Source organism: Paenibacillus sp. EKM206P (assembly GCF_011066155.1).
GTDB classification, from domain to species: Bacteria; Bacillota; Bacilli; order Paenibacillales; family Paenibacillaceae; genus Paenibacillus; species Paenibacillus polymyxa_D.
The window spans coordinates 731,490-756,376 of sequence record NZ_JAAMNQ010000001.1 but is presented as its reverse complement, the minus strand read 5'-3'; the positions used below and the strand labels follow the sequence as shown (position 1 = coordinate 756,376).

Annotated in this window: 23 protein-coding genes, 1 tRNA gene and 1 pseudogene; 7 read left to right on the top strand and 18 right to left on the bottom strand. The window is 43.4% G+C overall.

Going from position 1 to position 24,887, the window contains the following annotated elements:
• Positions 1-9 precede the first annotated feature (9 nt).
• Complete coding sequence (locus G9G53_RS03665) at positions 10-3,249, bottom strand: hypothetical protein (protein ID WP_165145377.1); 3,240 nt, start codon at positions 3,247-3,249, stop codon at positions 10-12.
• Between the two features lie 295 nt (positions 3,250-3,544).
• Between G9G53_RS03665 and G9G53_RS03660 the strand changes: the two genes are divergently transcribed.
• A complete protein-coding gene (locus G9G53_RS03660; RefSeq protein ID WP_007429779.1) occupies positions 3,545-4,129 on the top strand; it encodes a helix-turn-helix domain-containing protein in 585 nt (194 codons plus the stop codon).
• A gap of 205 nt (positions 4,130-4,334) precedes the next feature.
• On the opposite strand, the pseudogene G9G53_RS03655 reads toward G9G53_RS03660, so the two are convergent.
• The 3 genes and pseudogenes from G9G53_RS03655 to G9G53_RS03645 form a co-directional block, all read right to left on the bottom strand.
• A pseudogene (locus tag G9G53_RS03655) lies at positions 4,335-4,634 on the bottom strand (FGGY-family carbohydrate kinase); the annotation flags it as partial.
• A 351-nt stretch (positions 4,635-4,985) separates the two neighbouring features.
• Positions 4,986-6,092 (bottom strand): GntR family transcriptional regulator, encoded by a 1,107-nt coding sequence (locus tag G9G53_RS03650; protein ID WP_039270176.1) that lies wholly within the window; start codon positions 6,090-6,092, stop codon positions 4,986-4,988.
• A 197-nt stretch (positions 6,093-6,289) separates the two neighbouring features.
• The gene (locus tag G9G53_RS03645; RefSeq protein WP_165145374.1) at positions 6,290-7,441 is read right to left on the bottom strand and encodes a sn-glycerol-1-phosphate dehydrogenase; all 1,152 of its coding nucleotides are present in this window, start codon (positions 7,439-7,441) and stop codon (positions 6,290-6,292) included.
• A gap of 168 nt (positions 7,442-7,609) precedes the next feature.
• Between G9G53_RS03645 and G9G53_RS03640 the strand changes: the two genes are divergently transcribed.
• Positions 7,610-7,813: a hypothetical protein gene (locus tag G9G53_RS03640; RefSeq protein WP_029516673.1), complete on the top strand. Its 204-nt coding sequence runs from the start codon at positions 7,610-7,612 to the stop codon at positions 7,811-7,813.
• 114 nt (positions 7,814-7,927) lie between these two features.
• Here G9G53_RS03640 and fabV read toward each other — a convergent pair whose 3' ends face one another.
• Together fabV and G9G53_RS03630 are read right to left on the bottom strand one after the other, a co-directional pair.
• Complete coding sequence (fabV, locus tag G9G53_RS03635) at positions 7,928-9,109, bottom strand: enoyl-ACP reductase FabV (protein ID WP_029516672.1); 1,182 nt, start codon at positions 9,107-9,109, stop codon at positions 7,928-7,930.
• 219 nt (positions 9,110-9,328) lie between these two features.
• A complete protein-coding gene (locus G9G53_RS03630) occupies positions 9,329-9,685 on the bottom strand; it encodes a winged helix-turn-helix transcriptional regulator (RefSeq protein ID WP_165145371.1) in 357 nt (118 codons plus the stop codon).
• Between the two features lie 191 nt (positions 9,686-9,876).
• Between G9G53_RS03630 and G9G53_RS03625 the strand changes: the two genes are divergently transcribed.
• The gene (locus tag G9G53_RS03625) at positions 9,877-10,407 is read left to right on the top strand and encodes an NAD(P)H-dependent oxidoreductase (RefSeq protein ID WP_165145368.1); all 531 of its coding nucleotides are present in this window, start codon (positions 9,877-9,879) and stop codon (positions 10,405-10,407) included.
• Positions 10,408-10,499: 92 nt separating this feature from the next.
• On the opposite strand, the gene G9G53_RS03620 is transcribed toward G9G53_RS03625, so the two are convergent.
• A tRNA-Leu gene (locus tag G9G53_RS03620) sits at positions 10,500-10,584 on the bottom strand.
• A 394-nt stretch (positions 10,585-10,978) separates the two neighbouring features.
• Here G9G53_RS03620 and G9G53_RS03615 point away from each other — a divergent pair.
• Positions 10,979-11,419: an N-acetyltransferase gene (locus G9G53_RS03615; protein WP_165145365.1), complete on the top strand. Its 441-nt coding sequence runs from the start codon at positions 10,979-10,981 to the stop codon at positions 11,417-11,419.
• A gap of 27 nt (positions 11,420-11,446) precedes the next feature.
• Here G9G53_RS03615 and G9G53_RS03610 read toward each other — a convergent pair whose 3' ends face one another.
• Together G9G53_RS03610 and G9G53_RS03605 are read right to left on the bottom strand one after the other, a co-directional pair.
• A complete protein-coding gene (locus G9G53_RS03610) occupies positions 11,447-11,953 on the bottom strand; it encodes a GNAT family N-acetyltransferase (RefSeq protein ID WP_165145362.1) in 507 nt (168 codons plus the stop codon).
• 70 nt (positions 11,954-12,023) lie between these two features.
• Complete coding sequence (locus G9G53_RS03605; RefSeq protein ID WP_165145359.1) at positions 12,024-12,539, bottom strand: hypothetical protein; 516 nt, start codon at positions 12,537-12,539, stop codon at positions 12,024-12,026.
• 299 nt (positions 12,540-12,838) lie between these two features.
• Between G9G53_RS03605 and G9G53_RS03600 the strand changes: the two genes are divergently transcribed.
• Together G9G53_RS03600 and G9G53_RS03595 are read left to right on the top strand one after the other, a co-directional pair.
• Complete coding sequence (locus tag G9G53_RS03600; protein ID WP_165145356.1) at positions 12,839-13,333, top strand: hypothetical protein; 495 nt, start codon at positions 12,839-12,841, stop codon at positions 13,331-13,333.
• Positions 13,334-13,671: 338 nt separating this feature from the next.
• Entirely contained in the window at positions 13,672-14,172 is a 501-nt protein-coding gene (locus tag G9G53_RS03595) for a hypothetical protein (RefSeq protein ID WP_165145353.1), read from the top strand.
• Between the two features lie 201 nt (positions 14,173-14,373).
• Here the strand turns inward: G9G53_RS03595 and nspC are convergent, their stop codons facing one another.
• The 7 genes from nspC to G9G53_RS03560 form a co-directional block, all read right to left on the bottom strand.
• Positions 14,374-15,513 (bottom strand): carboxynorspermidine decarboxylase, encoded by a 1,140-nt coding sequence (gene nspC / locus G9G53_RS03590; RefSeq protein ID WP_029516665.1) that lies wholly within the window; start codon positions 15,511-15,513, stop codon positions 14,374-14,376.
• 8 nt (positions 15,514-15,521) lie between these two features.
• Positions 15,522-16,721 carry a saccharopine dehydrogenase family protein gene (locus G9G53_RS03585; protein ID WP_165145350.1) on the bottom strand — a complete coding sequence of 400 codons (1,200 nt, stop codon included), beginning with the start codon at positions 16,719-16,721 and terminating at the stop codon, positions 15,522-15,524.
• A gap of 314 nt (positions 16,722-17,035) precedes the next feature.
• Positions 17,036-17,305 carry a bacteriocin immunity protein gene (locus G9G53_RS03580; RefSeq protein WP_069012172.1) on the bottom strand — a complete coding sequence of 90 codons (270 nt, stop codon included), beginning with the start codon at positions 17,303-17,305 and terminating at the stop codon, positions 17,036-17,038.
• A 157-nt stretch (positions 17,306-17,462) separates the two neighbouring features.
• On the bottom strand, positions 17,463-19,343 hold the full coding sequence (htpG, locus tag G9G53_RS03575) for a molecular chaperone HtpG (RefSeq protein ID WP_165145347.1): 1,881 nt from the start codon (positions 19,341-19,343) through the stop codon (positions 17,463-17,465).
• Between the two features lie 180 nt (positions 19,344-19,523).
• Positions 19,524-20,147 (bottom strand): SMI1/KNR4 family protein, encoded by a 624-nt coding sequence (locus tag G9G53_RS03570; protein ID WP_165145344.1) that lies wholly within the window; start codon positions 20,145-20,147, stop codon positions 19,524-19,526.
• A gap of 154 nt (positions 20,148-20,301) precedes the next feature.
• Entirely contained in the window at positions 20,302-21,615 is a 1,314-nt protein-coding gene (locus G9G53_RS03565; RefSeq protein ID WP_165145341.1) for a PQQ-binding-like beta-propeller repeat protein, read from the bottom strand.
• Between the two features lie 38 nt (positions 21,616-21,653).
• Entirely contained in the window at positions 21,654-22,139 is a 486-nt protein-coding gene (locus G9G53_RS03560) for a DUF7716 domain-containing protein (RefSeq protein ID WP_165145338.1), read from the bottom strand.
• A 132-nt stretch (positions 22,140-22,271) separates the two neighbouring features.
• Between G9G53_RS03560 and G9G53_RS03555 the strand changes: the two genes are divergently transcribed.
• Complete coding sequence (locus G9G53_RS03555) at positions 22,272-23,402, top strand: phosphodiester glycosidase family protein (protein WP_165145335.1); 1,131 nt, start codon at positions 22,272-22,274, stop codon at positions 23,400-23,402.
• A gap of 136 nt (positions 23,403-23,538) precedes the next feature.
• On the opposite strand, the gene G9G53_RS03550 is transcribed toward G9G53_RS03555, so the two are convergent.
• On the bottom strand, positions 23,539-23,985 hold the full coding sequence (locus G9G53_RS03550; protein WP_238794811.1) for a DUF6386 family protein: 447 nt from the start codon (positions 23,983-23,985) through the stop codon (positions 23,539-23,541).
• Between the two features lie 224 nt (positions 23,986-24,209).
• The gene (locus G9G53_RS26305) at positions 24,210-24,308 is read right to left on the bottom strand and encodes a hypothetical protein (RefSeq protein ID WP_014599622.1); all 99 of its coding nucleotides are present in this window, start codon (positions 24,306-24,308) and stop codon (positions 24,210-24,212) included.
• Between the last annotated feature and the right edge of the window lie 579 nt (positions 24,309-24,887).

Below are 24,887 nucleotides of genomic sequence, written 5' to 3'. Positions count from 1 at the left end.
GACATCCTTTTAATCTGTAAAAGGAAATACCTTTTTTGTCCGTTTAATGATGTTTCCGTTTAAATCATAATCCAATTGAATTTGATCACCGGTGAATAAGATAACTTTATTCAGTCGGTTTCCTTTGCCGTATTCATATGAAGTATCCTTGCCAAGCGCCATATGGGCTGCCTTAATTACGGTTTGTAATGCGCCACTATTATTTTCTGACAGTTTCACATAAACCGTTTGGCCTGCCTTCATCTCGTACTCTAAGACCGTGTAATCCCAACCATATATTTGTGCTTGCTCTGTTGAAGAGACAAGCTGGTTACTAAAATTAGGGTCCGTAAACAAGCTTACAATGGGTTGCTGCGCAGCAAAGTTGGACTTCTCCTTCACCGCAAAACGGTAAGTCCCGTCTTCTTTGGGTGTAAACCGATATTTCCCTTGTTGGCCTGCCGTAAAGTCAGCTTCCTTATCTATAAGCTCAATGAGCTCGTCCAGCTTGCTGTCATCGTTATTTTTTACAGCAAACACACGATAAGGCGCTCCAAAGTTAACAGCAGGAGTAGGTGCAGCTACGGCAAGATGAATATTTGCGTTAGCTGGCACTTGCTGTTGATTGTCTGTAGCCTCTTTATGTTCTCTAATCACTTTTCCAGCACGATCTGCTACAGTGAACTGATATGTTCCACCCGTTGCTTTCGCATTCGTCAAAACAGGTGCTTCCTGGCTCCCACGATTGATCCATACTTCCTGCTTGCCGCCAGATAAAGATGTTTTTAATAACGCTGGTTCTGTGCTTGGATCTGCTTTAATGTCATTGTTGAAATGAATGGTTACAGCTTGTGGTGAAGTGACGGTTACAACAAGCGTACCTCCTGCTCCAAGTGAGATTTCAGGTAGAGAACCATCCATACCTGCTCTATCCACCTTGGAATTTACACCGCTACCTTCTTCATATATGGCATAGTCATAGAGACGGCTTGCGTCTTGTGCATCTGTGGTTAATGAGGAAGTCTGTGAACCAGTATTATGGAATACATAGCTTTCTCCCTGCTTGACAGTGACTTGATTGCCTGTCGGCACCTGAGCATCCTCAACGTCGAATATTCCTAACACAGCTCCATAAGTCACTGGCACATCCGAAACCGTCGTTACAATGGCATATCCACCAGCCTGTACCAACGGCAATTGAGTCGTATCACTGGCCTGACTGTATACCGTCCCGTCTGCCTTGTAATTCATGTAATTCCACTTCATACCGCTGACTGAAATGACGTCAAGGGCCTTGTCCAAAGTGCTAACATTTATAAATTTCCGGCTTTCACCGCGTTTCAATGTAATTCGATGGAAGGCTGCCTGTGCGTTAAGCATAGCCTCTACCTTACTGCTGTAAATAAAGGTGATTGGCCGATCGGATACATTGGTGACAATGGCTTCACCGCCCGCAACAATCTCTGGGTCCACTGTATTGTTGAAATGATCTGATGTCAGTAAACGAAGCCCTCGATAGCTTGCCGAATCAAAGCGTGCACTTCCACTACTTTTGTCATGCCGCAATGAATTCGATTTGCTATCATGATTGCGGAAAATGTACGAATCTCCCGGCTCCAGCGTCGTTTGCCCAATACCATTATCATCTTCGCTGGCCTTAAAGCTCCGATAGATACCCCCAAACGTGATTGGCGTGTCACTGGTTACCGTCACACTAGCCTTTTTACCTGCGCCAACCAAAAAGGTTGAGTTCCCGGTATTGCGCCTGGATTGCTCTGTATCATCTGCTTTATACAGGACCACATCAAATTTTCCTTTAACAGTTTTGGCTGTGCTGTGCAGATTCCTCAAATGATCACTAATATTGGTAAAAGCATAACTTTCACCTTTCGAAAGTGTTACCCGCAAGAAAGCAGGATGGCTACTCGTTTCCCAGGAAAAATCATCTGTATAATCAAAGATAATAGGATTCGGACCAATCACAGTCACAATGGCATATCCCGAAGGCGGGATCATGGGACCAGACTGGCTGTTAAAACCAGAGGAATTTACCGTTCCATCCGGCTTGTAAATAGCATAGTCGAACAAGCTTCCTACCTTTTTGGAGTTATTGTAGATCGGATTCATCAGCGTACCATTGTTGTGGAAAACGTAGCTCTTGCCTACCTCAAGCTCCACACGGCTGATTGCATCTCCACCCACTGGACGGGCAATAAAATTGCGATATGGAGCCCCATATGTCACCGGGTTTGCAGTGACCTGGGTAATTACCGCGTATCTGTCCACAGCAATCTGCGGCTTCGCCGTAGTGCCACTGCCGCGGGAGGCCTCTGTTCCGTTTGCCAAATAAACAACATAGTCAAGTTTGTCTTTAGATGTACCGTCACTTTCCACCGTATCCAATCGGGTTCCCACATTGATAAATTGGTAGCTTTCCCCCTGATTTAGGGTAACCCGCGCATAAGCCGGCTCGCCGGTGCTTTCTATACTGTATTTGCCGTATGGAAATCCGAAGGTCACCGCATTGGTAGTGGAACCTGTAATAATCAGTTCCTCGCCATCACCCAAAGTGGGATGAGCAATACTATTAAGGGCGGAAGCGGATAAAGTTCCGTCTGCCTTGTATTTTGCATAATCAAAACGACGATTGTCTGCATTTGACCCATCATGCTGAATGGAACGGGCTGTCCATCCTTCATTCACAATCCGGTAGCTTTCATTCTTAGAGACCGTAACTCGCTCTAGTGCCGGGTCCTCTGATGTACTGTAGGTGAAGACGTCCGTTACTTTTACGGTTAATGCTGCTGTTCCTGTATTCGTAATAAACGCTGTGCCTCCCCCAGGAACACCAATGGGGCTTATGCCATAGTCCATATGGACAGTGCTGATGTCTCCGTCCTCTTTGTAACTTACACTATCGTACAAAATGCCTTTTGATTGAGAAGCGTTGCTATATATGGACTTACTGATCGTATCTGTATTCTCGAATTCATAGGTTTCCCCAGGTTCGATAACAATTGACGTATACTCCACCGCTGCCAAACTCATCATGAGTGCGTTATAAACGCTGTTTGTTGCAGAGGTAGGCGGATTGAAAGAAACTGTTTCATCAGAAAGCTCCTGCTCCTCCTGTACCAAACCTGCCTGATCCAGTTGCATTCCGTCCTTTAAATCTTGTTTTTCCGCTCCTGCCACACTAGGCAAGCACAGCAAAGTGTTTGTTGCTAAAAGTGCCGTCAGAAACCATACCATTACCTTTTTACAAATCATCTAGCTGTATAACCTCCTTTTTTCTCGTCAAAAAAATCCATGTCGGGCTGCAAGGACCCACTTTTATCTCTGTACATCCTTACAATTGTAAGAGAAGAACATGTTACCTCCATTTCCATTAAAAATGTCACATTTTAATATGTCGGCACCTTAAACTTCCATTTTTATAGGCCAAATGGACCTTATTTTCCATAAACCGGTTAAGCCCATGGGATTAAAAGAAAATCAGGAGAGGAGCCACTTGCAAACCCCCCTTCGGGTATAGTAGTATGTGTTTAAAAAAATCGGAGGGTATATGCCTAAACAACAAGATAAACATTCCATTCAGGCGTGGTCTCTGATCAATCGCAAATATTTGGGAAAAGGCGTGCGTGTCAAACGTTTTCGTAAACCAACACGCTGTCAGGTGCGCAATCGCGTTTTGCTTGCCGTTTTGATGGCTAATGACATTAAACTGTCCCAACTTGCCGAGGAGCTTTCCATTTCCTCCCGTAGTGTCAGTGCGTGGGTATATGAAGGTCGCATTCCCGGCAACACTAATCTGGAAAAGACGTGTAATACACTTGGTTATCCGCACCATATCCTATTTAATGAAGAGGTTGTCCGGCGTTCACCACTCATCTGTCAACCAGCGCCGTCCCGTTTTATGAAACGGACTGTGACTCGCTCTCCGGTTAAAAATCGGATTTTGGCGGGTCTATGCATGGTACATGATATTTCGGTGACCGATGTGAGTCATTGGATTGGAGTTCACCCCGGTACATTTCGGAAATGGTTGCATCAGGGTACCGTTCCTTCGCAAACCTTCCAGGATCAGGCGGAACAGTTTTTCCGTATTCCAAAATCCATTTTGTTTGCTGATGCCATGCTGAAAAAGTAAAAATGTCCGTAAAAGAGAAATGTTTGTAATTTTCATGAAAGTCTTTGAAAGGAACGCATTACCATCTTTCATTCGCTGAGACTTTCACATCATGTAATTTCACAGAAAATAAACTGCAAAAAGCACAGTCTGCCGATTCCTCGGTGTACTGTGCTTTTTAGATAACAGAGCTTTAAATATTTCTTGCTTATATTTTGTCAGTATCTTAAGAATGAATGCTTGCCGCTTCAGTTGAACGTCCGGCTTCTTCCTTAATGGACTTTAGCTTTTTCATCACCGGGTTGCCTCCACGTCCAAAGTAGTCGTGAAGACGGCAGTATTCCTCGTACAGCTTATCATACACGGCCGCGTTCTCAGGGATCGGTTTGAAGCTCTCGTCCCGTACACGTGCCATATGACGCGCTGCTTCGATGATATCATTGTATCCTCCAGTTTCAGCTCCCGCAGCCACTGCTGCGAACATGGCCGCACCCAGCGCAGGAGTTTGGGTGGAAGCTGCAACCTTAAATAAATTCCCGTCCGGTTACGTCAGCAACGTATACCCGACAATAAGCCCTGTCAGGTTAGTGTCGACCAACAGAGAACGGTTACAGACCGATTGCATTGACCCTTTATTCTTGGTTCTGCTTTCATTATATAGTTGTACGTACAACTTAGCTAACCTTTTTATGTTTTTTCGATAGATTTATGTACTTATTTTCAGAAAAGATATAACAATAACAGTCTATTTCTGCAATCCAGAAAACAGACTGTTCGGTATGGCGAGAACCATGCCCATCAAATATGAAGCGTTACAGCTGTATACTTACTAACCTGTCCTTACATGTTAAGTAATAAAAGTGACTGATCTCCCAGCCTAGTGTTCTCCAGGCATGACCTGGACAGGCCCTGTAGATTCACGAACGATGAGCTCAGGCGGTAGAATTAACTGACGATCTTCTTCATGGTACCCCTTCTCTTCAATCATCGACAGCATGGTATCGGCAGCACGTAACCCCAATTCTTCCTTTGGATGCCGAATTGTCGTTAGCTTGATTTCTGTTGCTGTCGCCAAAAACGAATCATCAAACCCAACCAGCGATAGATCATTGGGTATATTCAGACCCGCCGAACGTACAATATCCAGGAGTCGAACAGCCAACTCATCATTATAGGTCATCCATCCAGTAGGACGCTCCCCCGCCTCCATCGCCAGCAGCCTCGACGCACGTTGTAGCGGAATCTCATTTTTTTCTTCTGTCCGGTAAGTCGTTACTGCGTTCGGGTGTAATGTCACTCCGTATTTGCGGTGAGCGGCAACAAATCCCTTCATACGAAGAATCCCCTGCATATCATCGGTTTTGAAAAATCCGGCCAAGCGTCGATGTCCCAGCTTAATCAGATGCTCGGCCGCCAAAAAACCACCCTTTTCATCATCTACTCGCAGACATGGCGCATCCATTTCTTCATAACGCGCATTGATCATCAAATAAGGGATTTGGCGATTTTCCACGGTTAAATAATAGTTCAGATTGGGGTTACGCTCTCCACTTTTGGTCGGTTCAATAATAATTCCGCTCAGCGGTTGACTTAACAGCATTTCCAGGCACTGACTTTCTTGCTCAGGGTCATTACCTGTACTTGACAGCAGCATCTTGTAGCCCTGGCGACTCAATTTGGATTCAATTCCCTGTACAATGGATGGGAAAATATAATCCGAAATATAGGTTGTAATGACTCCAATAATCTTTGGATCTTCGGGCTGTTTACTGTCACGTGTCGCAACAAAGGTTCCCTTGCCCTGCATCCGAAACAGCCAGCCTTCCTGCACCAGCTCACCCAGCGCCTGACGCACCGTTTGCCGACTAACGGCAAAACGTTCAGACATTTCATGCTCAGATGGAAGCTGACTTTGCGGCTCAAGTCTGGATGAATGAATCCAGGACAAAATTTCCTGTTTAACTTGTATATATTTTGGCGCCATAATTTCCTCCGTACTCGCAATATCGTGTACCTGTTTATATTCCACGATTATAGCATACCGTTCATTTGTACATACAAATGTCACAGGAGCAGGATATCCTCGTATTGCTGCCGGAGGTGTAAACCCATTCGCTTATCCCTTCCTTGCCACACAAGATTGGCTGAATATCTAAGGACAATTTACGTAGATGTTGCACATTACGAACGAAGCAATTGATGTTCGTTCATATACTTGAGCCCAGTATAGCGATCACGCAAGGTATGAGCCGTGCGCAATGCACGAGCGAGCTGTTCCTCCGTAACTCCTAGCTCGGCAATGGTAGATGGGCCTCCGACCTGAGCCAGCCATGCACGCATCTGCTCCGACGTAGGCAAAGCCTGATACACCTTAAAAGCCTCTACATCTTGACTGGATGCTAAATCCCTGTACAGGTCAGACAGCAATGCGGATGCTACGCCTACTTTAGCACCATGCAAAACTTGCTTGCGTCCCTCTGCAATAAAATCCATTTCAATTCGATGGGAAATATGGTGCTCTCCCCCTGACGCTGGACGGGAATGATCTATCATCAGCATCGAAATACCGGATGCAATCAGCGCATTCATCAATACCTCGACACCAGCCTTGCTGCCTGCCGCAATCTCATCGACATGCTCTACACAGGCACGCAAAGCCTCCTCGGTAATGCGATTAGCCACAGGCGAATACGGCTCGTTTCCCAAATCTCTGGAAACATGCCAGTCCGCTAGTGAGGTGAACTTACCAAGCATATCGCCAAAACCTGCGGCAGTCATCGTCTGTGGCGCATTTGCCAGCACGGACAAATCAGCAAAGATCGCCTCTGGCGGAACTGCTTGGAATGTCTGCTTGCTACCGTCCACAATCAGTGGTGCGCCTGCGGAGGTAAAACCATCCACCGAGGCAGCCGTCGGTACTGACAAGAAGGGACGATTCATTTTATAACATACGAAGCGAACCAGATCATGAATCGTACCGGAGCCTACAGCAAGTACAGCCTGACTCTTATCCGCCACACCCAGCAGCACTTTCATAATGTAGGTTTCATCAGCAATGACATCCCCTACAGCATTCGGAGGTAAGCGAACTACATCAACTGTCAAACCTGCCTCCCGGATCAGCTCAGCTACTTTTTTTCCAGCCGCCGCCGAAGTATGCTCATCTTCTACCAGAGCTACATGACGATAATCCTGTTGGTTCAGATAAGGAACAACAGACTCCAGTGCTCCATCTCGTACCTCGATAAACAATTCAACCTTTCGGTGAGGATGATCAGCGTTACTAGCCTGCGCCTCTTCGTTCCACAGCTTGATCTGTTCATTCATATTCATTTCATCAGCCTCCTGAAAAAGGAATAATTTGCACAAGAATGATCCATAATGATTAATAGATTCCGTTTGAAAACGATTACTATTTAATTGTACGCACAAGTGTGTGTCTAAGTCCAGAGAAAAAGTACAAGTTACTTTTTAATTTATACATTTGAAAGGAACATGTTTATGAAATTTGGAACGGATATTGCCTGCGCACTTGGGTTACTGGCAGGTACAACGTTTGGCAGTGGTATTACATTTTTGTTCGGCTGGCAAGCTTACCGGGCCCTGACTTCTGTTGCAATCTTTGGCATTGCGGGGATTATCATTACCATTGCCGTTTTTCGCTTGCTGCACCGTAAGTCGCTTTCCACGTCTAATTCTCGATAAATGCTGTTAGTGAAACGAGTGCAACTTGTATTTTGCTAGAATACATAAAAAAACGGGCCTCTTAAGCCAATTGCATCGCTTGAGAGTACCCGTTTTTATTTTACACATATTTACTTATGAAGTCGTGTCTACCTCTGGGTTAACATCTAATTCATAATCAATTTCATCAAACCCGAATCCAAATAATTGGAGGAAATCCAGACGGTATTGTTCGAGATCGCCCAATTCAGATACATTTTCTGTAGTGATTTCAGACCAAGCTGCTTTGACAGCCTGCTGCACATCGTCTCTCATTTCCCAGTTATCCAGACGGATGCGTCCTTCTTCATCCGTTTCCACCGTGGACCCACTGTATAGCGTCTCGAACAGACGTTGTGCCTGCTCAATACATCCCTCGTGCAGTCCCTTTTCCTTCATGACCTTAAACAGCAAAGAAATATACAATGGTACGACTGGAATAGCCGAACTGGATTGTGTAACCAAAGCTTTATTCACAGAAACGTAGGCTTTTCCATGATAACGTTCCAGTTGCTTTGTTAGAGTATGTGCTGTAGCTTCCAAATCATTTTTAGCTTGGCCAATGGTTCCTTTACGATAGATAGCCTCCGTAATTTCGGGACCAATATACGAGTAAGCCAGTGTGGTTACCCCTTCAGCCAGCAGATCAGCTTCTTCCAACGCTTTTAGCCACAAGGACCAATCTTCGCCACCCATTACCGTGATGGTGTTCTCAATTTCCTCCTGCGTAGCCGGTTCCAGCGTAATTTCTGATACGACACCTGTATTCGTATTCACTGTTTTATTAGAAAAAGACTGTCCGATAGGCTTGAGAACGGAATTAAAAGTTTCACCCGTATCGGGATGTGTCCGTCGCGGTGAAGCGACACTATACACAATCAGGTCTACCTTGCCCAGCTTTTCCTTTACCAGCTTCAATGTCTCCTGCTTAATTTCATGAGAAAAAGCATCTCCATTAATGCTTTCTGCTATGTAGCCAGCTGCTCTGGCCGCTCTTTCAAAGGCTACTGTATTATACCAGCCTGCTGAAGCCGTGCGCCCCTCTGATGCGGGACGTTCATAGGATACCCCTACGGTATCCGCTCCCAGCCCAAAGCTCGCAGCAATACGAGAAGCCAGCCCATATCCAGTAGATGCTCCGATCACAAGTACCTTTTTAGCTCCTTGTATTGATGTACTGTCTTTGATGTAGTTGATCTGACGATTAACATGAGCCGCACATCCTGCAGGATGTGCAGTCGTACATATGAAACCACGAATTTTCGGTTTAATAATCATTGTAAATGGTCCCCCTACTTTGGCATTCATTTAATATGGATGGAATGGTTGTCCAGTCATTACTATATAGCAAATCAGCTTGTGGCTCAACATATAACATAGTCTTGAAGGTAACCGTTCATATACTACGACAACAGACATCCCCGAACTACCGACTCTATGAAAAAAAAGAAAATCGCCGTAAACATCATAGTCTACAGCGCTCTTTCACTCCACTATTCATTTTGGCTCACTTTCTAGCAACATTACATCTTCTCCTTGCTGTTGTCTTTTTTTGATATTCGCTCTTCCCCAGGTACACATTAAATCAATTATTTCATTTGCTGTTATACCATATTCCGTTATATAATACTCCACTTTTGGAGGCATCCGATTATACACATGTCTGCCAATGATGCCATCCTTCTCAAGTTCACGGAGCTGCTGTATAAGAACCTTTTGAGAAACGCCTGGAATACTACGCTGTAATTCACTTGTCCTCTTTCTACCAGACATTAGTAAGCATATGATTAAGGATTTCCACTTACCTCCGATGATCTCAAGTGTTGCTTCTATGCCTAAATTATATTGTTTCATAGTACCACCTTTTCAACGCTAAAATAACAAAGTTTATCTAATCTATAATTGCATATCATCACTCTAAGTCCAATGCACACTTTCAAGTAACTATCTTACTTTATTGTGTGTATTTACTTTTTTTAAAGCATACAGAATAATAATAGAGCATCTACTAAGGCAAATATGTTACGTAAGAAAGGTGATTTATGATGAAGACTCTCGTGATTTTAGCACATCCGAATATTGAAGATTCCAGAGTAAATCAAAGATGGAAACAAGAATTACTTCAGTATACCAATGAAATTACAATTCATGAGATTTATAAAGAGTATCCAAACTGGAGCATTGATGTTTTGAGAGAGCAAAAGTTACTTGAAACACATAGTAATATCATATTTCAATTCCCTTTATATTGGTATAGTTACCCACCTTTATTAAAAAAGTGGTTTGATGATGTTTTTACTCACGGATGGGCTTATGGTTCACAAGGTGATAAGTTAAAACGAAAGAAGCTAGGGATAGCCATGTCCATTGGCGATAAAAAAGAAAATTACATACCTACTGGTTCCGTTTCTTTCACTGTTGATGAAGTTATAGCACCTTTTAAAGCAAGCGCAGTACATGTTGGCGCCATAACATTACCCTATTTCGCTGTCTTTGGAGCCTCGTTTCAAGCAAGTGACGAAGACATTAATCAGAGTGCAAAGGATTATATCAAATATATATTTCAGTATAAATAAAATAGTTATAATAGTACACGCATCTTACCCATATAAAAACAGGCTCTTGGTGGCATCCAGCCAATCCAAGAACCTGTAAATGTTAGGCATGATGCGGTCGAGAGGACTCGAACCTCCACGGGGGGTTAGCCCACACGGACCTGAACCGTGCGCGTCTGCCAATTCCGCCACGACCGCATATTATGTATTCACACCGATGTTTTTCAATCACGGTAATTTAGATTATATCTTCCATAGAACATAAAATCAAGCTATTTTTATCTTATATTTTCTATGAATCATTCCCGTAAATATAAGAAAATCACTGGATATCACAAACCAGATATGGTAAAATGGGTCCATCAGGAAAGGAGGTGCGTCAACATCAATAATCACATGTTGAGCGTATCCCTTACCCGGTCCGTTATTCTCTAATTTACAGAGTTGACGGAGGCGCGGGATACGGATCAAGGCTTTAATTAAGCGCCACGGGTAGAAAGACCGTCCTCGGACGGTCTTTTTTATTTCAACAACATCTTTCTCATACTTGACTATCGGAATAGGATTACATACTGTGAAAAGAGGCGTTAAGATGTCGATTAGACCCGCGAATGTAGAAGAGTTCAAGGAACTGGCAGCCATCTGGCTGGATGCTTCCGTAGAAGCCCACCATTTTATTGCTCCGCAGTATTGGGCATCACAAGCTACTGAGATGGAGAACAGGTACCTTCCCCTCGCTCAAAACTACGTTATCATACAAGATGATCATAGCATCGGCGGCTTCGTTTCCATGTTGGATGGATACTTGGCGGCTCTATTTATACGTGTTGATTCTCAAAGAAAGGGCTATGGCAAGTTACTATTAGATTGGGTTAAGGAGCAACATGATGAGATTCAATTAAAGGTGTATCAGTCAAACACGAAAGCATTTAACTTTTATACTAAAAATGGATTTACCGTTCAAGCAGAATCTGTGGATGCCGAAACTGACGAGAAAGAATTTGTAATGGTATGGACAAATCATGAACGATAATGAAGTACCTTTAGCTATATAGTCTTCTTATTTAAGCCCATAAACCTCGGTATATAAAATCTTTTTAAACGGAGCAAAATCCTGTTCAGCCAGCGCACCTGGATAGCTCATAATTTGAAGCCGCAGATCAGCCTGTCCTTCTCTTAAAGGGGGCTGTACATAGTCAAAATGGTTCAGATGAAACCCCAAACGTTCATAAAAACCAATTCTTCTCTGAGCCCATTCATCCACTGGTGGCTCAACTTCCAGCATTACCGGTTTACCGGACTGTAAAATAAACTTGCTCATAAGCTCTTTACCTAACCCGCCACCCCGTATAGCCGAATCTACGGCAATATGCTCTACAAACCGAAAATCTGTAAACTCCCAGCCCGCCAAAAAAGCTATTGTTTGCCCTTGTTCGTCTTTTTTGGTAAGTAAACGATAACACGGATGATGAAGAAGAGCCCTCTGTGACTCGAATGTCCTGCATTCCGTTTCAGGAAAAGAAGCCTCCATAATCGCATATACTTGAGAGAATTCAAGTTCATTCATTTATACTTTCAACTCCTCTAACGTTAACTTGTTGGTCTACTAATGTTATCTACATTACGGTCCTAACCCTTTAGACCTTGTTTAATTCCATAAGCGTCAGCAATATGTGTTCCAACAGCTCTGGAATGTCTTCCATCTGATCTTCGTTAATTTGTCTGGAAAATCGGAGTTCAATCCTGTTTTGATATGTAGATGTCTTCTCTCCGTAAATCTGACTAAGCGTTTGTACCGGTCGAAGATCGGGCTTCCAAATTTCGGTCAGTATATTTTCAATCCGGTTGCATTGTGACTCAATTTCACGAATTTCCATGTAAAAACTCAGCAACAAGAGACATCCCGGAATTTGATCTTTGATTTCCAAAATTTCCGCAGCCAAGTTGTTTAAATCCGCCTTTAGTTGAACCTCTGCTGTCACACTCGGGTGTTCTCTCAGTCTGAATTGGACAGCAAATTCACGTGACATCACGGACATTTCCAATCTGTCGATCCGCTGTGTAATGTCAATACGTGAATTCAAATTATCCAGATCATAAACTGCATTTTCCATGGCTACTTTTAAATTATCAAAAACGGTTGGGTCGAACATGTGTAATTCACCTCCAGTTGTTGAGTATAACATAGCTTGTGTTACTCCTAAAATAGGATGCCCCTTTTCACAAAAGCATATTAAGACGGGATTTTATAGTATACAGTAAGTTGGCTAACTCTTAATTGATGTTTAGTTAATAAATTTGTAAAAACGCATAATTGTGACAAAAATATATATATTTTTGTTTAATGTTACATTTTTATTCCAATTCATTGGAATAAACTATATAATACTGGATGGGATTAGCAAATTCCATTGTATAAATCCCAAAATAAAAGAAGGGAAGAGATGATTAAATGAAAAAGGCAGTTTTTTCTACACTAGGTCTTGCACTTCTATTAAGCACATCCACCGCTGTTGCATCTGCTCAAGAAGCTCAAGAAGCAGCACCCGCATTACAAAAGGAATCTATCCAGCTCTTTGGAAATGGAACTGACAGAGAGCCTAATAACTGGTTCGATGAAGCTAGTGAAATACTGGTGGGAGTTGACATCTATGGGGAAATAGGCAAACACATTGATGGAGGTTATGACAATAGCGATTATTATAAGTTTAAAGCCTTTCAGTCTGGTTGGTATCAATTTAATATTCAAGGGGACATATATCCTAATACATGGCTGAGACTTGGTTTGGCTGACAGTAACGGACACTTCATTAGATATGCAAATGATCGTGAATACTCTTTAGGTAAAAATCTTGAAGCTGGCAAATGGTACTACCTGGTCGTAGAAACACCCGGTGCTGAGTTAGGACAATTATTCGACTATAGAGTTACTTCTACGATTAAATAGCTTAAAAGCTAAATTTGAGCATAACAAAAAACGTGATCCTTCTTCTTGGACCACCTTTTTACATTTTTGAACACCTATTGTCTTATGACAAAAGCAGCTATATCCTCGTAAGAGAACTGACGGATTACGTTAATACCTTCTTCGTGGTTGTAACTTGTTTCTACTTCTGCATCATAGAAAATCAACACCTTGTAACAATTTTATTATATTCATTCAATATAACTGTTCCTTTTTTAATAGCAAACATCTATTTAATTACACATAAAGATAATTTTGAAATAAATAACTAATATAATCACGTAAATGAATATAAACCAAAGAAGAGAGGTAGTTTATTCATGAAAAAAACGTTGTTAGCTTCATTAGGCCTTACACTTCTGCTAAGTACTTCTGCCAGTGTTGCTTTAGCCGAAGAAGCAAATTCCGTACCAGTTGCAAAGGAAACAACTATTGCCCCTTTACTTGAATATGATGAACAGGAGCCAAATGATACTTTTGAACAAGCTAACTATTATTTTATAGGTGATGGGGTCATTGGAACCCTCGGTGAAGAGAAGCATGGGGTGTGGGAAAACTACGATGTATATAAAATAATGGCAGAAAATAAATCAAGCGAAGTTCACTTTACAATTCAGGGACACAGATATCCCGACTCTTGGTTGGAACTAACCCTTTTCGATAGTAATGGTCAAAGCATTAAAAGTTCAAAAAATGGTCAATATTTTTTAAATGCAACTCTTGAGCAAGGTAAAGATTACTACCTAACCGTCAATGCGCTCGGGCTTCAATACGGAGGAAAAATGTTTGACTATAAACTCTCTTCTGAAGCTGTAAGGTAGACTAACTAAATTTATATAACTTTTCAAGTAGTGAATCATTATTTAATGCCCGTTGTCGTATTGGATACATGCAACAGGCACATATAAAAACTAAAAAATCCCTAACTACACCAAAAAGCCTCACCCCTTTCTCAAGGGGCGAGGCTTTTGTGTTCAGTCATTCTATTCGGTGCACTCAGTTCTTTTACCCCTGTATAAGTCTTACGACAAACGAGAGCTAAAGTCCTCGTAGGAGAACTGACGGATTACCTTAATGCCTTCTTCGTCGTTGTAGCTGGCGATGGCTGGCAGGTTGACTCCGTTGAACATATGGTTTTTGACCATGGTGTAATGGGCCATGTCGCAGAATACAAGCTTGTCTCCCGGCTTCAATGGCTCTTTAAAGGAATAGTCACCAATTACATCTCCGGCCAAGCACGTAAGCCCACCAAGTCTATAAGTATGTGCATACTCACCAGGTTTGCCTGCATCAATGATATTCGGGCGGTAAGGCATAGCCAGCACATCAGGCATATGACATTCAGCCGAAGTATCCAGAATGGCAATATCCATTCCGTTCTTCATCGTATCCAATACAGTAGCCACCAGATATCCAGTATTCAAAGCAATAGCTTCGCCCGGCTCCAGATAAACCTGCACACCATATTTATCCTGAAAATATTGAATACAGCGTACCAGCGTGTCCAGATCATAGTCTTCTCTGGTAATATGGTGACCGCCGCCGAAATTGAGCCATTTCATGTTCTTAATGTATGGCCCGAATTTCTCATCCACGACTTTAATGGTGCGCTCTAGCGTATCTGAATTCTGTTCACACATCGTATGAAAATGAATACCGTCCACGCCATCCAGATCCTCAGGTCTAAAGTTAGCCAGAGTCACACCCATTCTGGAGTTGTTGTAGCAAGGATCATACAACGGCGTTTCGATTTCCGAATATTCCGGATTCACCCGAATGCCGATGTCGATTTTTTTGGAAGTTACGCCTTGCACTCTGCTTTTGTAGCGTTTCAGTTGATCAAAGGAGTTGAAAACAATATGGTCAACATACTCCAATAGCTCATCAAATTCACTGTCAACATAAGCAGGTGCGTATACGTGAACTTCCTTGTCCATTTTTTCGCGACCAAGTCTAGCCTCGAACAACGAACTGGAGGTTACCCCTTTTAGGTATTTGCCAACCAGAGGAAAGGTCGAAAACATCGAAAATCCCTTAAGAGCGAGCAAAATACTGCAGCCTGTCCGTTCTTGAACGGAATTTAAAACCTCAAGGTTTTTGACAAGAAGTCTTTCGTCAACAAGATAACAAGGTGATGGAAGTCCTGTAATATCAATATTCATCGCAGACCTCAATCAAGCAACGTTGGCGTAAAGTTCTCTTGCCATGGCAATCCGTGTTTATTTAGGGCTTCCATAAATGGATCTGGATCAAATTCCTCAACGTTGTAAACGCCTGGTTTTTTCCAGAGACCTTTGATGATAAGCATGGCGCCGATCATGGCAGGAACACCAGTGGTGTAAGAAATGGCTTGGGAGCCAACCTCTGCATAACATTCCTCATGATCACAAACATTGTAAACATAATACGTTTTTGGTTTTCCATCTTTCATACCTTGGATGATGCAACCAATGTTCGTTTTGCCTTTTGTTCTTGGACCCAGAGAAGCCGGATCTGGCAAAATAGCCTTCAGGAATTGCAGTGGAATGATTTGTTGTCCTTCGTAATCAATAGGCTCGATCGAAGTCATGCCTACGTTTTGAAGTACATTCAAATGATTCAGATAATTGTCCGAGAACGTCATCCAGAAGCGGATTTTTTTCACGCCTTTAATATTCACTGCAAGAGATTCCAGTTCTTCATGGTACAAAAGATATATATTTTTCGGTCCAATTTCAGGAAGGTCGTATACCTTTTTCTCAGAAAGTGGCTCAGTTTCAATCCATTCTCCGTTTTCAAAGTAACGGCCCTTCGCCGTAATTTCACGAATATTGATTTCCGGATTAAAATTAGTTGCAAAAGGATATCCGTGGTCCCCTGCATTCGCATCCACAATATCAATCGTATGAATTTCATCAAAGTAGTGCTTTTGAGCATAAGCCGTAAATACTCCAGTCACGCCTGGATCAAAACCGCTGCCCAGCAGAGCTGTAATTCCTGCTTTTTCGAATCTTTCTTTGTAGGCCCATTGCCAGCTGTATTCAAACTTCGGCGTATCCGGCGGTTCATAGTTCGCCGTATCAACGTAATGAACACCTGTCTCAAGGCAAGCATCCATTATCGTCAAATCCTGATAAGGGAGAGCCACATTGATAACTACATCCGGTTGAAAGCTTCGAATCAAGTCAATGACCATGTCGGTGTTGTCAGCATCAAGCTGAGCCGTTTGAATCTTCGTACGACCTCCACCCAGCTTCTCTTTAAGCGCATCGCATTTCTCAACAGTTCTGCTTGCGATACAAATTTCTTCAAATACATCTGGGTTTTGGCAACATTTATGCACCACAACGCTGGCCACGCCACCGGCGCCAATAATCAATGCTTTTCCCAAAATAAAAAACCTCCTTATTCCATACGCTAATCGCTAATCATTCTTGCAAACAAAATGATTATAAAGACATCCCACCAAATAATCAAGAAAAACGATAATTTGCTGTGTCAAAATTCACAGGAGCATGTCACAAAAACTTTACAAAACCCAAAATTAGGCATAAAACTCCGTAAAGTGAACAGAAAACAACTATTACCCCATACACCCCAGGGAAGTCAGCACACGTTTAACGGAAGTTTTTTTGAATATAATGCTCATAGCCCTAAAGAATTAATACTATCTTATTTCTAAACAAAAGACCACCCCTCCACATCCTATGGAGAAGATTCATGGGGTGGTAAAATGATGGGCTGATAGCGTAATGCCTCATCTACGATCTCTGCCGCACTCAAATCACGATCATCCCAGTAGATCAAATTACTGATCCCCGGATGGGGCGTATTTTGCTTCACTATGGTCAGCATACTGTCGATTTCCTCTTCTGTTCCCTCATCTCTGATGATTTTTTCCACTAACTCTATAAGCTCACTTCGTTCTAAACGGTCTAAATTTTGGAGTTCCTGGTTGGCTTGATCCAGACTCATATAATTGCCCTCCTTTGTATTGAGTATGATCGGCAATGTGTGGGCCCATCCCTTCTTCTGTAAGCGCTATATGATCTATCATGAAGCTTTAGGAAACGTTTATGATAAATAAAGCCGCTCCCAGTACGGGAACGGCTCTATATAGTAATAAAGCTTGTTAAACCATGATTTTGCAAATATCGTTCGTGAATTCAACTGGATCTTCCAGTGGCAAGCCTTCGATCAGCAAAGCCTGATTATACAGTAATGCCGTATAGAGATTTACCTTCTCCTTATCCTTGTCAAAAGCTTCTTTCAAAGAGTTGAACACCGCATGGTTTACGTTGATTTCCAGCACTTTATTCGCTTTCACATCGGCGTTATTAGGCATGGCGTTCAAGATTTTCTCCATCTCAATCGTCACTTCGCCGTCTGCGGACAGACATACCGGATGTGTCTTCAAGCGCTTGGAGGCTTTAACACTGGATACCTTGCCTTCTAGCAAGCCCTTCATATACTCGAACAGCTCTTTGTTGTCGTTTTGTTCCGCTTCTGTTTCTTTCTCGTTTTCGTCAGGCTCAATGCCCAGATCGCCGCTCGATACAGATTTGAATTCTTTTTCTTTGTAGCTTAAGAGCATTTTAATAGCGAACTCATCAATATCATCGGTGAAGTACAGAATTTCGTAGCCTTTGTCAGCCACCATTTCGGTTTGCGGCAGTTTTTCAATACGCTCATTGGACTCCCCGGAAGCATAATAAATATACTTCTGATCCTCTGGCATACGCGATACGTATTCGTCCAAAGTAACCTGCTTTTTCTCTGTAGAAGAGTAGAACATGAGCAGATCCTGCAGAGTTTCTTTATGTCTGCCGTAATCGTTGTAGACACCAAATTTCAATTGTCTGCCAAATGATTTGTAGAATTGATCATATTTCTCTCGGTCATTTTTGAGCAAGGTCAGTAATTGGCCTTTGATTTTGCTTTCGATATTTTTGGCAATCAGCTTCAGCTGACGGTCATGCTGCAGCATTTCTCTGGAAATGTTGAGTGACAGGCTTTCGGAGTCAACCATACCTTTGACAAAGCTAAAATAATCCGGCAGCAGATCAGGAGATTTTTCCATAATCAGCACACCGTTGGCATACAACTCCAGCCCTTTTTCATATTCCTTGGAGTAGAAATCAAACGGGATATTCTCAGGAATAAACAGAATAGCTTGGTACACTACCGCGCCGTCCGCGCTGACGTGGATATGCTGGAGCGGCTTGTCGTAGCCATAGCGTTTTTCCGCATAGAAATTTTGATAATCCTCGTCGGTCAGCTCGCTTTTGTTTTTTCTCCAGATAGGAACCATGCTGTTGATACGCTGTTCTTCTTCGTAATCCTCGAACTCGTTGTCGCTTCCCTCTTTCAGACGCTTGCCTGTAATATCCATTTTAATCGGATAGCGGATAAAGTCGGAGTATTTTTTAATCAGTGCTTTTAAACGGTACTCGTCCAAATATTCGTCGTAGGACTCATCTTCGGTGTTTGCCTTGATTTTCAGAACTATTTCGGTTCCGACCTCTTCCTTTTCAGCTGCCTCAATGGTATACCCGTCTGCACCTGTGGATTCCCATTTATATGCAGTATCGCTTCCCAAAGCCTTGGTAGTCACTGTAACCACATCGGCTACCATGAAAGCTGAATAGAAGCCCACGCCGAATTGACCGATGATATCATGACCATCCTTGGATTCATTTTCATTTTTGAATGCCAATGAACCGCTTTTAGCAATAACACCCAGGTTATTTTCTAGTTCTTCCTTGGTCATACCAATCCCGGTATCACGCAGAGTTAGCGTTCTGTTATCCTTATCGGCAGTTACTTTGATATAATAATTTTCTTTGTCAAAGACCAGTTGATCATCCGTCAATGCTTTATAATAAATTTTGTCAATCGCATCACTTGCATTGGAGATCAGCTCTCTTAGAAAAATTTCCTTTTGCGTGTAAATCGAGTTAATCATCATTTCGAGCAGACGCTTGGACTCAGCCTGAAACTGTTTTTTCTCCATTCGGATATCTCCTTTCAGATATAAACCTATGTAAGGCCAGCGGATAAGAGCTATGCAAACGATCTATCTTTGTTAGCACTCCCATCATTCGAGTGCTAGCCTACCTTTTTTATATCATTCCTCATTTTTTATGTCAATATCTCGGTCGGCTGAACATTAAAATTACATTTTAGGAAATCACTAGTGTCTAATGTGCTTAAACATAACGTTAAACATTTCGACAGAAGATGGAAACAGCCCCTGTACATGGGGAAGCAGATTACTCCTGATCCGCAGCTCATCCTCATTTAAATGCTGTAGGTCCTCATGAAAGAACCAAACAATAGGATAATCGCCGTCCTTATGTCTGCTGCCTGCATTTAAACAAACGGGACCCTGGTCGTCCTCTGCTATTGCAAAAGGAATGTAGCCTGCTGACAGAAGAGGTGACCATTGATCAAGCAAATCATAAAAGGCCTTTAAGCCTTGACCTACAGGCAGGCGTGGAAACTCAACAAACGTACAATCGCTCCAGTATACTCCCGGAATGGACTCATTATCAAATTGTAAAGATACATAATGGTAGGACATGATAAAACTTCTCAGCAGGGGCGGCAGCTCAAAATGGTACTTTTCCTCCATCTCCAGAACTTCCTGTTCAGTAATCTGTGAAGGAAGAGGCTTCCACTTGATCCATCCCTCCTCGTCGACATTCCCATCACGCATTTCAATCGGTACATTTTCTTCCACATCCATAAAAAAGGCTTCATCCATCTGAGCAAATAGTTCCTTCATGGATGTGCGTATATCTGCTTTCTTGTCCATGTTCTCACACCTCTTTCCTCTCAATTCGCATTTTGCATCATGGGTTAATGCCAGATGCCTTTATCTGAAAATAGCATTGTAATCATGTGCTACTACACTTTTTAAGTTCAGCTTATCAGAACTTGCTTATATCACCATTTGCGGAATATTAGTATTACCAGCGCAACGGCTCATAGTTACGCCAGATCATCCAACGTTCTGTCTCGTGAATTAGAGCGGTGCCAATGCTATATTCGTCCTTCGTGCTGCTCTGCAAATCAATCAAATGTAGCATACCGCCGTACGTTCCAACCGCCAACATGCCTTCATCGGGTGTAACTGCCAGCCCGGATATCGTACTGCCGACAAAATAGCGCCAAAGTTCACGCCCCTCCCTGTCAATCAGACGGAGATAACCGTAGGCATCACCCAAAATAGATCCTTGCGTCAGTGCTGTTGCAGCGTATACTCGCATTTCTTCATTTATCATCGGCCACTCTTCCTTATTCTGAGCAAGACCCTGATCCACCTCAGCAATCGACACTTGAATGGTGGCGCCGTTGTAGAAATGACAGGCATTGTACCAGACATTCAAATCATCTTTGGAAAATACAGCATAATGCGGATAACTAGAATTTGGCTCCAATGTATGCACCGTCTTATCGGACAGATCTATAAGCATATGCTCACTCATCTGGCTACCGTAAGCGATCCAGCGTCCATCCCTCGACACAGCTCCATGGGCCATATCCACAATCGTGTCTTCCAGCTCTAGTTCTCTTCGTTCAGACGTCTTGGGATGGATCAAATCCACCTGATCACCAGCCAACAAATAAACGCCGTAACCGCATACCAGCAGAACTCGCTGTCCATCGCCAAACGGAATCACTTCATCTAATATATCCTCTGGATGCTCTTCATCTCCCAAGCACTCCAAATCAGGAATGGATGCTTTTAAGCGTCCTTGTATATCCTTCCACTGAAAATGTGCTGTCTCTTCTCCTTGCAGATTTAAGTCCGGTTGACGAACAATACGAATCCCCTGTCCATCCACCAACGCAAAATAAGTCCCGTCCGGCGAACAGCCTACTCGATGCAGTCCGGGGATTTGCAAGATTCTATCTTTTCCCGCCACATAGATCATTCCACATTCCCGAGGATTGCCCGCATGTAGAATGACTTCATTGCCTCCATTCATAAAAGCTATCGGCCTAACGGCTTGCAAAGCCTCCTCAAACGCTGCTGTAAGCGGCCAGGATGCAGCCGGAATTTCCCGACGTAACTGCTCTGTTTCCTCTGCCTGATTTGCGTCCTGAATCATACGAAAAATATCTTCAGCCAGTTTGGAGCGTTCGTCTTGCTTTGGCTCTGGCTGCTCCTGCTGCCACTGGCTTTCCATACCGATTCTGACAAATTCATTCACATCTGCAGCATACCTTTTTCCTTCCTGTCGCCACTTTGCTGCCATTTCATGATCCAACCAACTCATTCGCTTCCCCCATCCAGTGTATGTATGCCCCGTTTGTTCTACAGGCTTTGTTCATTCTGTTGGTGGTTTCTCACCTTTGTCAGCACAGACCACAGGTCTGTCACTGCCTTCACCTCTTCATAGTCCAGAAAGGTATCTCGTTTGTCATAGTATTTTACTGCCATAATCACCATCTGAAGCGTCACTGGCTGTCCAGCTGCCTTAAGGACTTCCACAATACTTTCGAAGGTTGCCAACTCAAACCAGGTTTGAACCTGACGATCCGGCACCCACTTGGGAATATACTCGCCCTGTTCGTTGGTTACGGCTGTACCCTCCTCTGCACATTCCTCTAGCCAATGCTCATCCCAATAATAAATCGGTGTGTGAACAGGGTCCTGATCCCATTGATCCACATTCACATATAACCAGTTATTATGCAGTTGCCCCACGCTACGCACCAATTCCTGCAATCCTTCAAATACACGATAAGACGGGCGCTCTCTGCGACGGTAATCCTCAAGTCTTGTCTCATACCTGCTCATCTTCAACCTCCCGCTTCCTATATCAGCTAAACACTCAAAATTCGCATAACATACATTTACAACTTATAAAACCCGATATAATTACAAGCACCTCGTAAAGTGTCAAGACTACATAAGGAGATTGATCTATTCATGAAAAGAATCACCGCACTTGTTATCCTGTCCTTGCTATTACTTGTATCCCCGATCTACGCTGCTGCCCCAGCGCCTATGCTGGTCTATGTGGACCAGAGTAACCACTCCTTCATCCCGCTTCGTCTCCTGAACAGCTATGAAGGAATCACATTCAACAAAACGGCAGCAGACAAAAAAATAGAAATTGCGCAAGGCAATACTCGGATCACCCTATTTACCGGAAAATCTACTGCCAAAGTGAACGATCAAACGGTCCGTTTGCAAAATGCTCCTTTTACCGATTATGGTTCGACCTATGTACCCTTGCAGTTCATCAGTCAATATCTAAACCTGCAAGTCTCATGGCAAAAGGAAACCTCAGCTGTACGCATTAAGCAGGGTACAACGTCCGTCACTCTTCCGGTACTTACCGGTAAGCTACCCGGAAATACTACACCCATTACGACGGCTCATAAAAGCTTCAAGGTCGGATCTCGTACCTTTTCCGCTAAGGTGGTCACCATCTCTATGCTCCATCCCAAGGTAAGCCTGGATGTGGCTCTGGCAGGCAATACTATCGGCAAAGTGGAAGACTTAAGCAGTCTCGCCAAACGTAATCAAGCGGTTGTAGCCATAAATGGCACATACTTTGATGCCTATACCAAAAGCTCTTACAAAACGCCTTACGGCTACCTGGTCAGTCACGGAAAGATGTTGAAAAAAAGCTCTGGCGACCAACGGACGGTCTTCACCTACGATGTTAATCATTTATCCGAGCTAATGTCGGGTTCTGCCTTCGAACAACGGTTAAGCCAAGGCAGTGTCGAAGGTGCCCTTCAAGCCGGGCCTCGTCTGGTCACGAACGGTCAGGTTTCCCTAAATGTCAAAGCCGAAGGCTTCAAGGACCCTAAAATATTAACAGGCGGCGGCGCCCGCAGCGCACTCGGAATGAGTCGGGATCATAAGCTGATCCTCCTGACCACAAGCGGAGCGACTATACCGCAGCTCGCCCAAATGATGAAGCAGGCCGGCGCTTATCAGGCCATGAATCTGGACGGCGGTGCTTCCAGCGGGCTGTATTACAACGGATCCTACCTCACCACACCCGGCCGCCAAATCAGCAATGCCATTATTGTAAAGTATCAATAGCCAATAGAATGATAAAGGGCTGTCTTCACGGATGTGTAAGCCGTGGGGATAGCCCTTTTTCCATTTTCTCTGGCTTCGGTTGTTCCTGCTTTCACCTGTTGAGGCGGCTGTATGGGGCGTTCGGGTTGCCTGCAACCTACAATCGAATCAGACCTGTAAAGCTATTGCTGCCTTCGCTTCCTTTTTTTAAAGAAAGATAAATACGGTTGTCTTCTCTGCTCGCCAAGCATTCATAAAGTCCCGGTTGCACAGAAAGGAACGTCCCTCCCCATACACATTCAGGCTCCAGTCCACCACTTGTGGCTTCCTCCCCTGCTCCAATAAATAGATTGCCTGAGGGAACCTTCAAAAACAGCCGCACAGCAGGCTTGTCGATATGATCTGTCATCACAACCTCATAGGTCCCATCCGCTCCCAGATTTAAAAAAGCTACATTTCCTTCGTTCAACTCGCCCAGCTCGTCCTCTTCGATGGACCACCAATCCGGATCATCGTCCAAACGATGCTTAAGTGCTTGCGTATCAAATAAGCAAAGAGTCGCCGTGTCTGTTGTAAATTGAAATGGACTGCTTGCTGTATTCATCATGCGATCCTCCTGATTTTGGTCAGCGAATTTCTGTTTTTCCACGTCTTACGCTATCCGTATTGCCATATATTTGAGGGAAAATCTCCCTGTATGTAAAGTATAGCAATGCTTGCAGGACCAGACAACATGTTGGGCTAACACCCATTCTGCATAAAAAAGCCCTCCTTCACGATGTCGTGAAAGAAGGCCGATTTGTGGATTTAAGCGATGCTAACCTGCTGTTAGATCAGAAAAGACTTAGTAATAATTACCAACAAAATGAACAATACCAAAATCGCTCCTGTGGATGTCCATGCTCCACCGTAACCTACTTCACCCATGTCTGAATCCCTCCTTGCATTAAAGCTTACTCTTATCGTATGTAGAAAAGCGGATAACGACAGGGCGAATCGGCAAGTTTATTTGCCATGGAGGGGCTTCTCAGAAAATGGACTGATACGTCTCGGATGGATCGCTAATCACTCGGGATGACAACTGGCAGAGAATGTCGTCCGTTCTTCGTAGTAACCTGCTCACATCCTTGTGCTTCATCTTTTGAAGGATCGGGGTTTCTAACTGGGATGAAAGAAATTGAGTGGTCCCTATAAATACGACAACATCCAATCCCGGGTTGGTTTCGGTATGTAATAAGTGCAGCAGATCAGTCATGGACATGAACCTGGGAGGGAAAAGGCTGTTGTTTTCTTTCATATAAAGAGCTTTTAACATGGAGGTTAACGCCCGGTCACATAGGATAATGCAGCATTGGACTTGATTGTGCTTGTACAGGATTTGGGCTAGTTTCATGTGGTAATGGGATAGAGTGTGGAAATCGGTTATTGATTTATGTAGGTGTTGTGAGGGGCTGGATGGCTGAGTGGGACTTGGAATACAGGTAGAAGGACCTTCTTTCATATCTA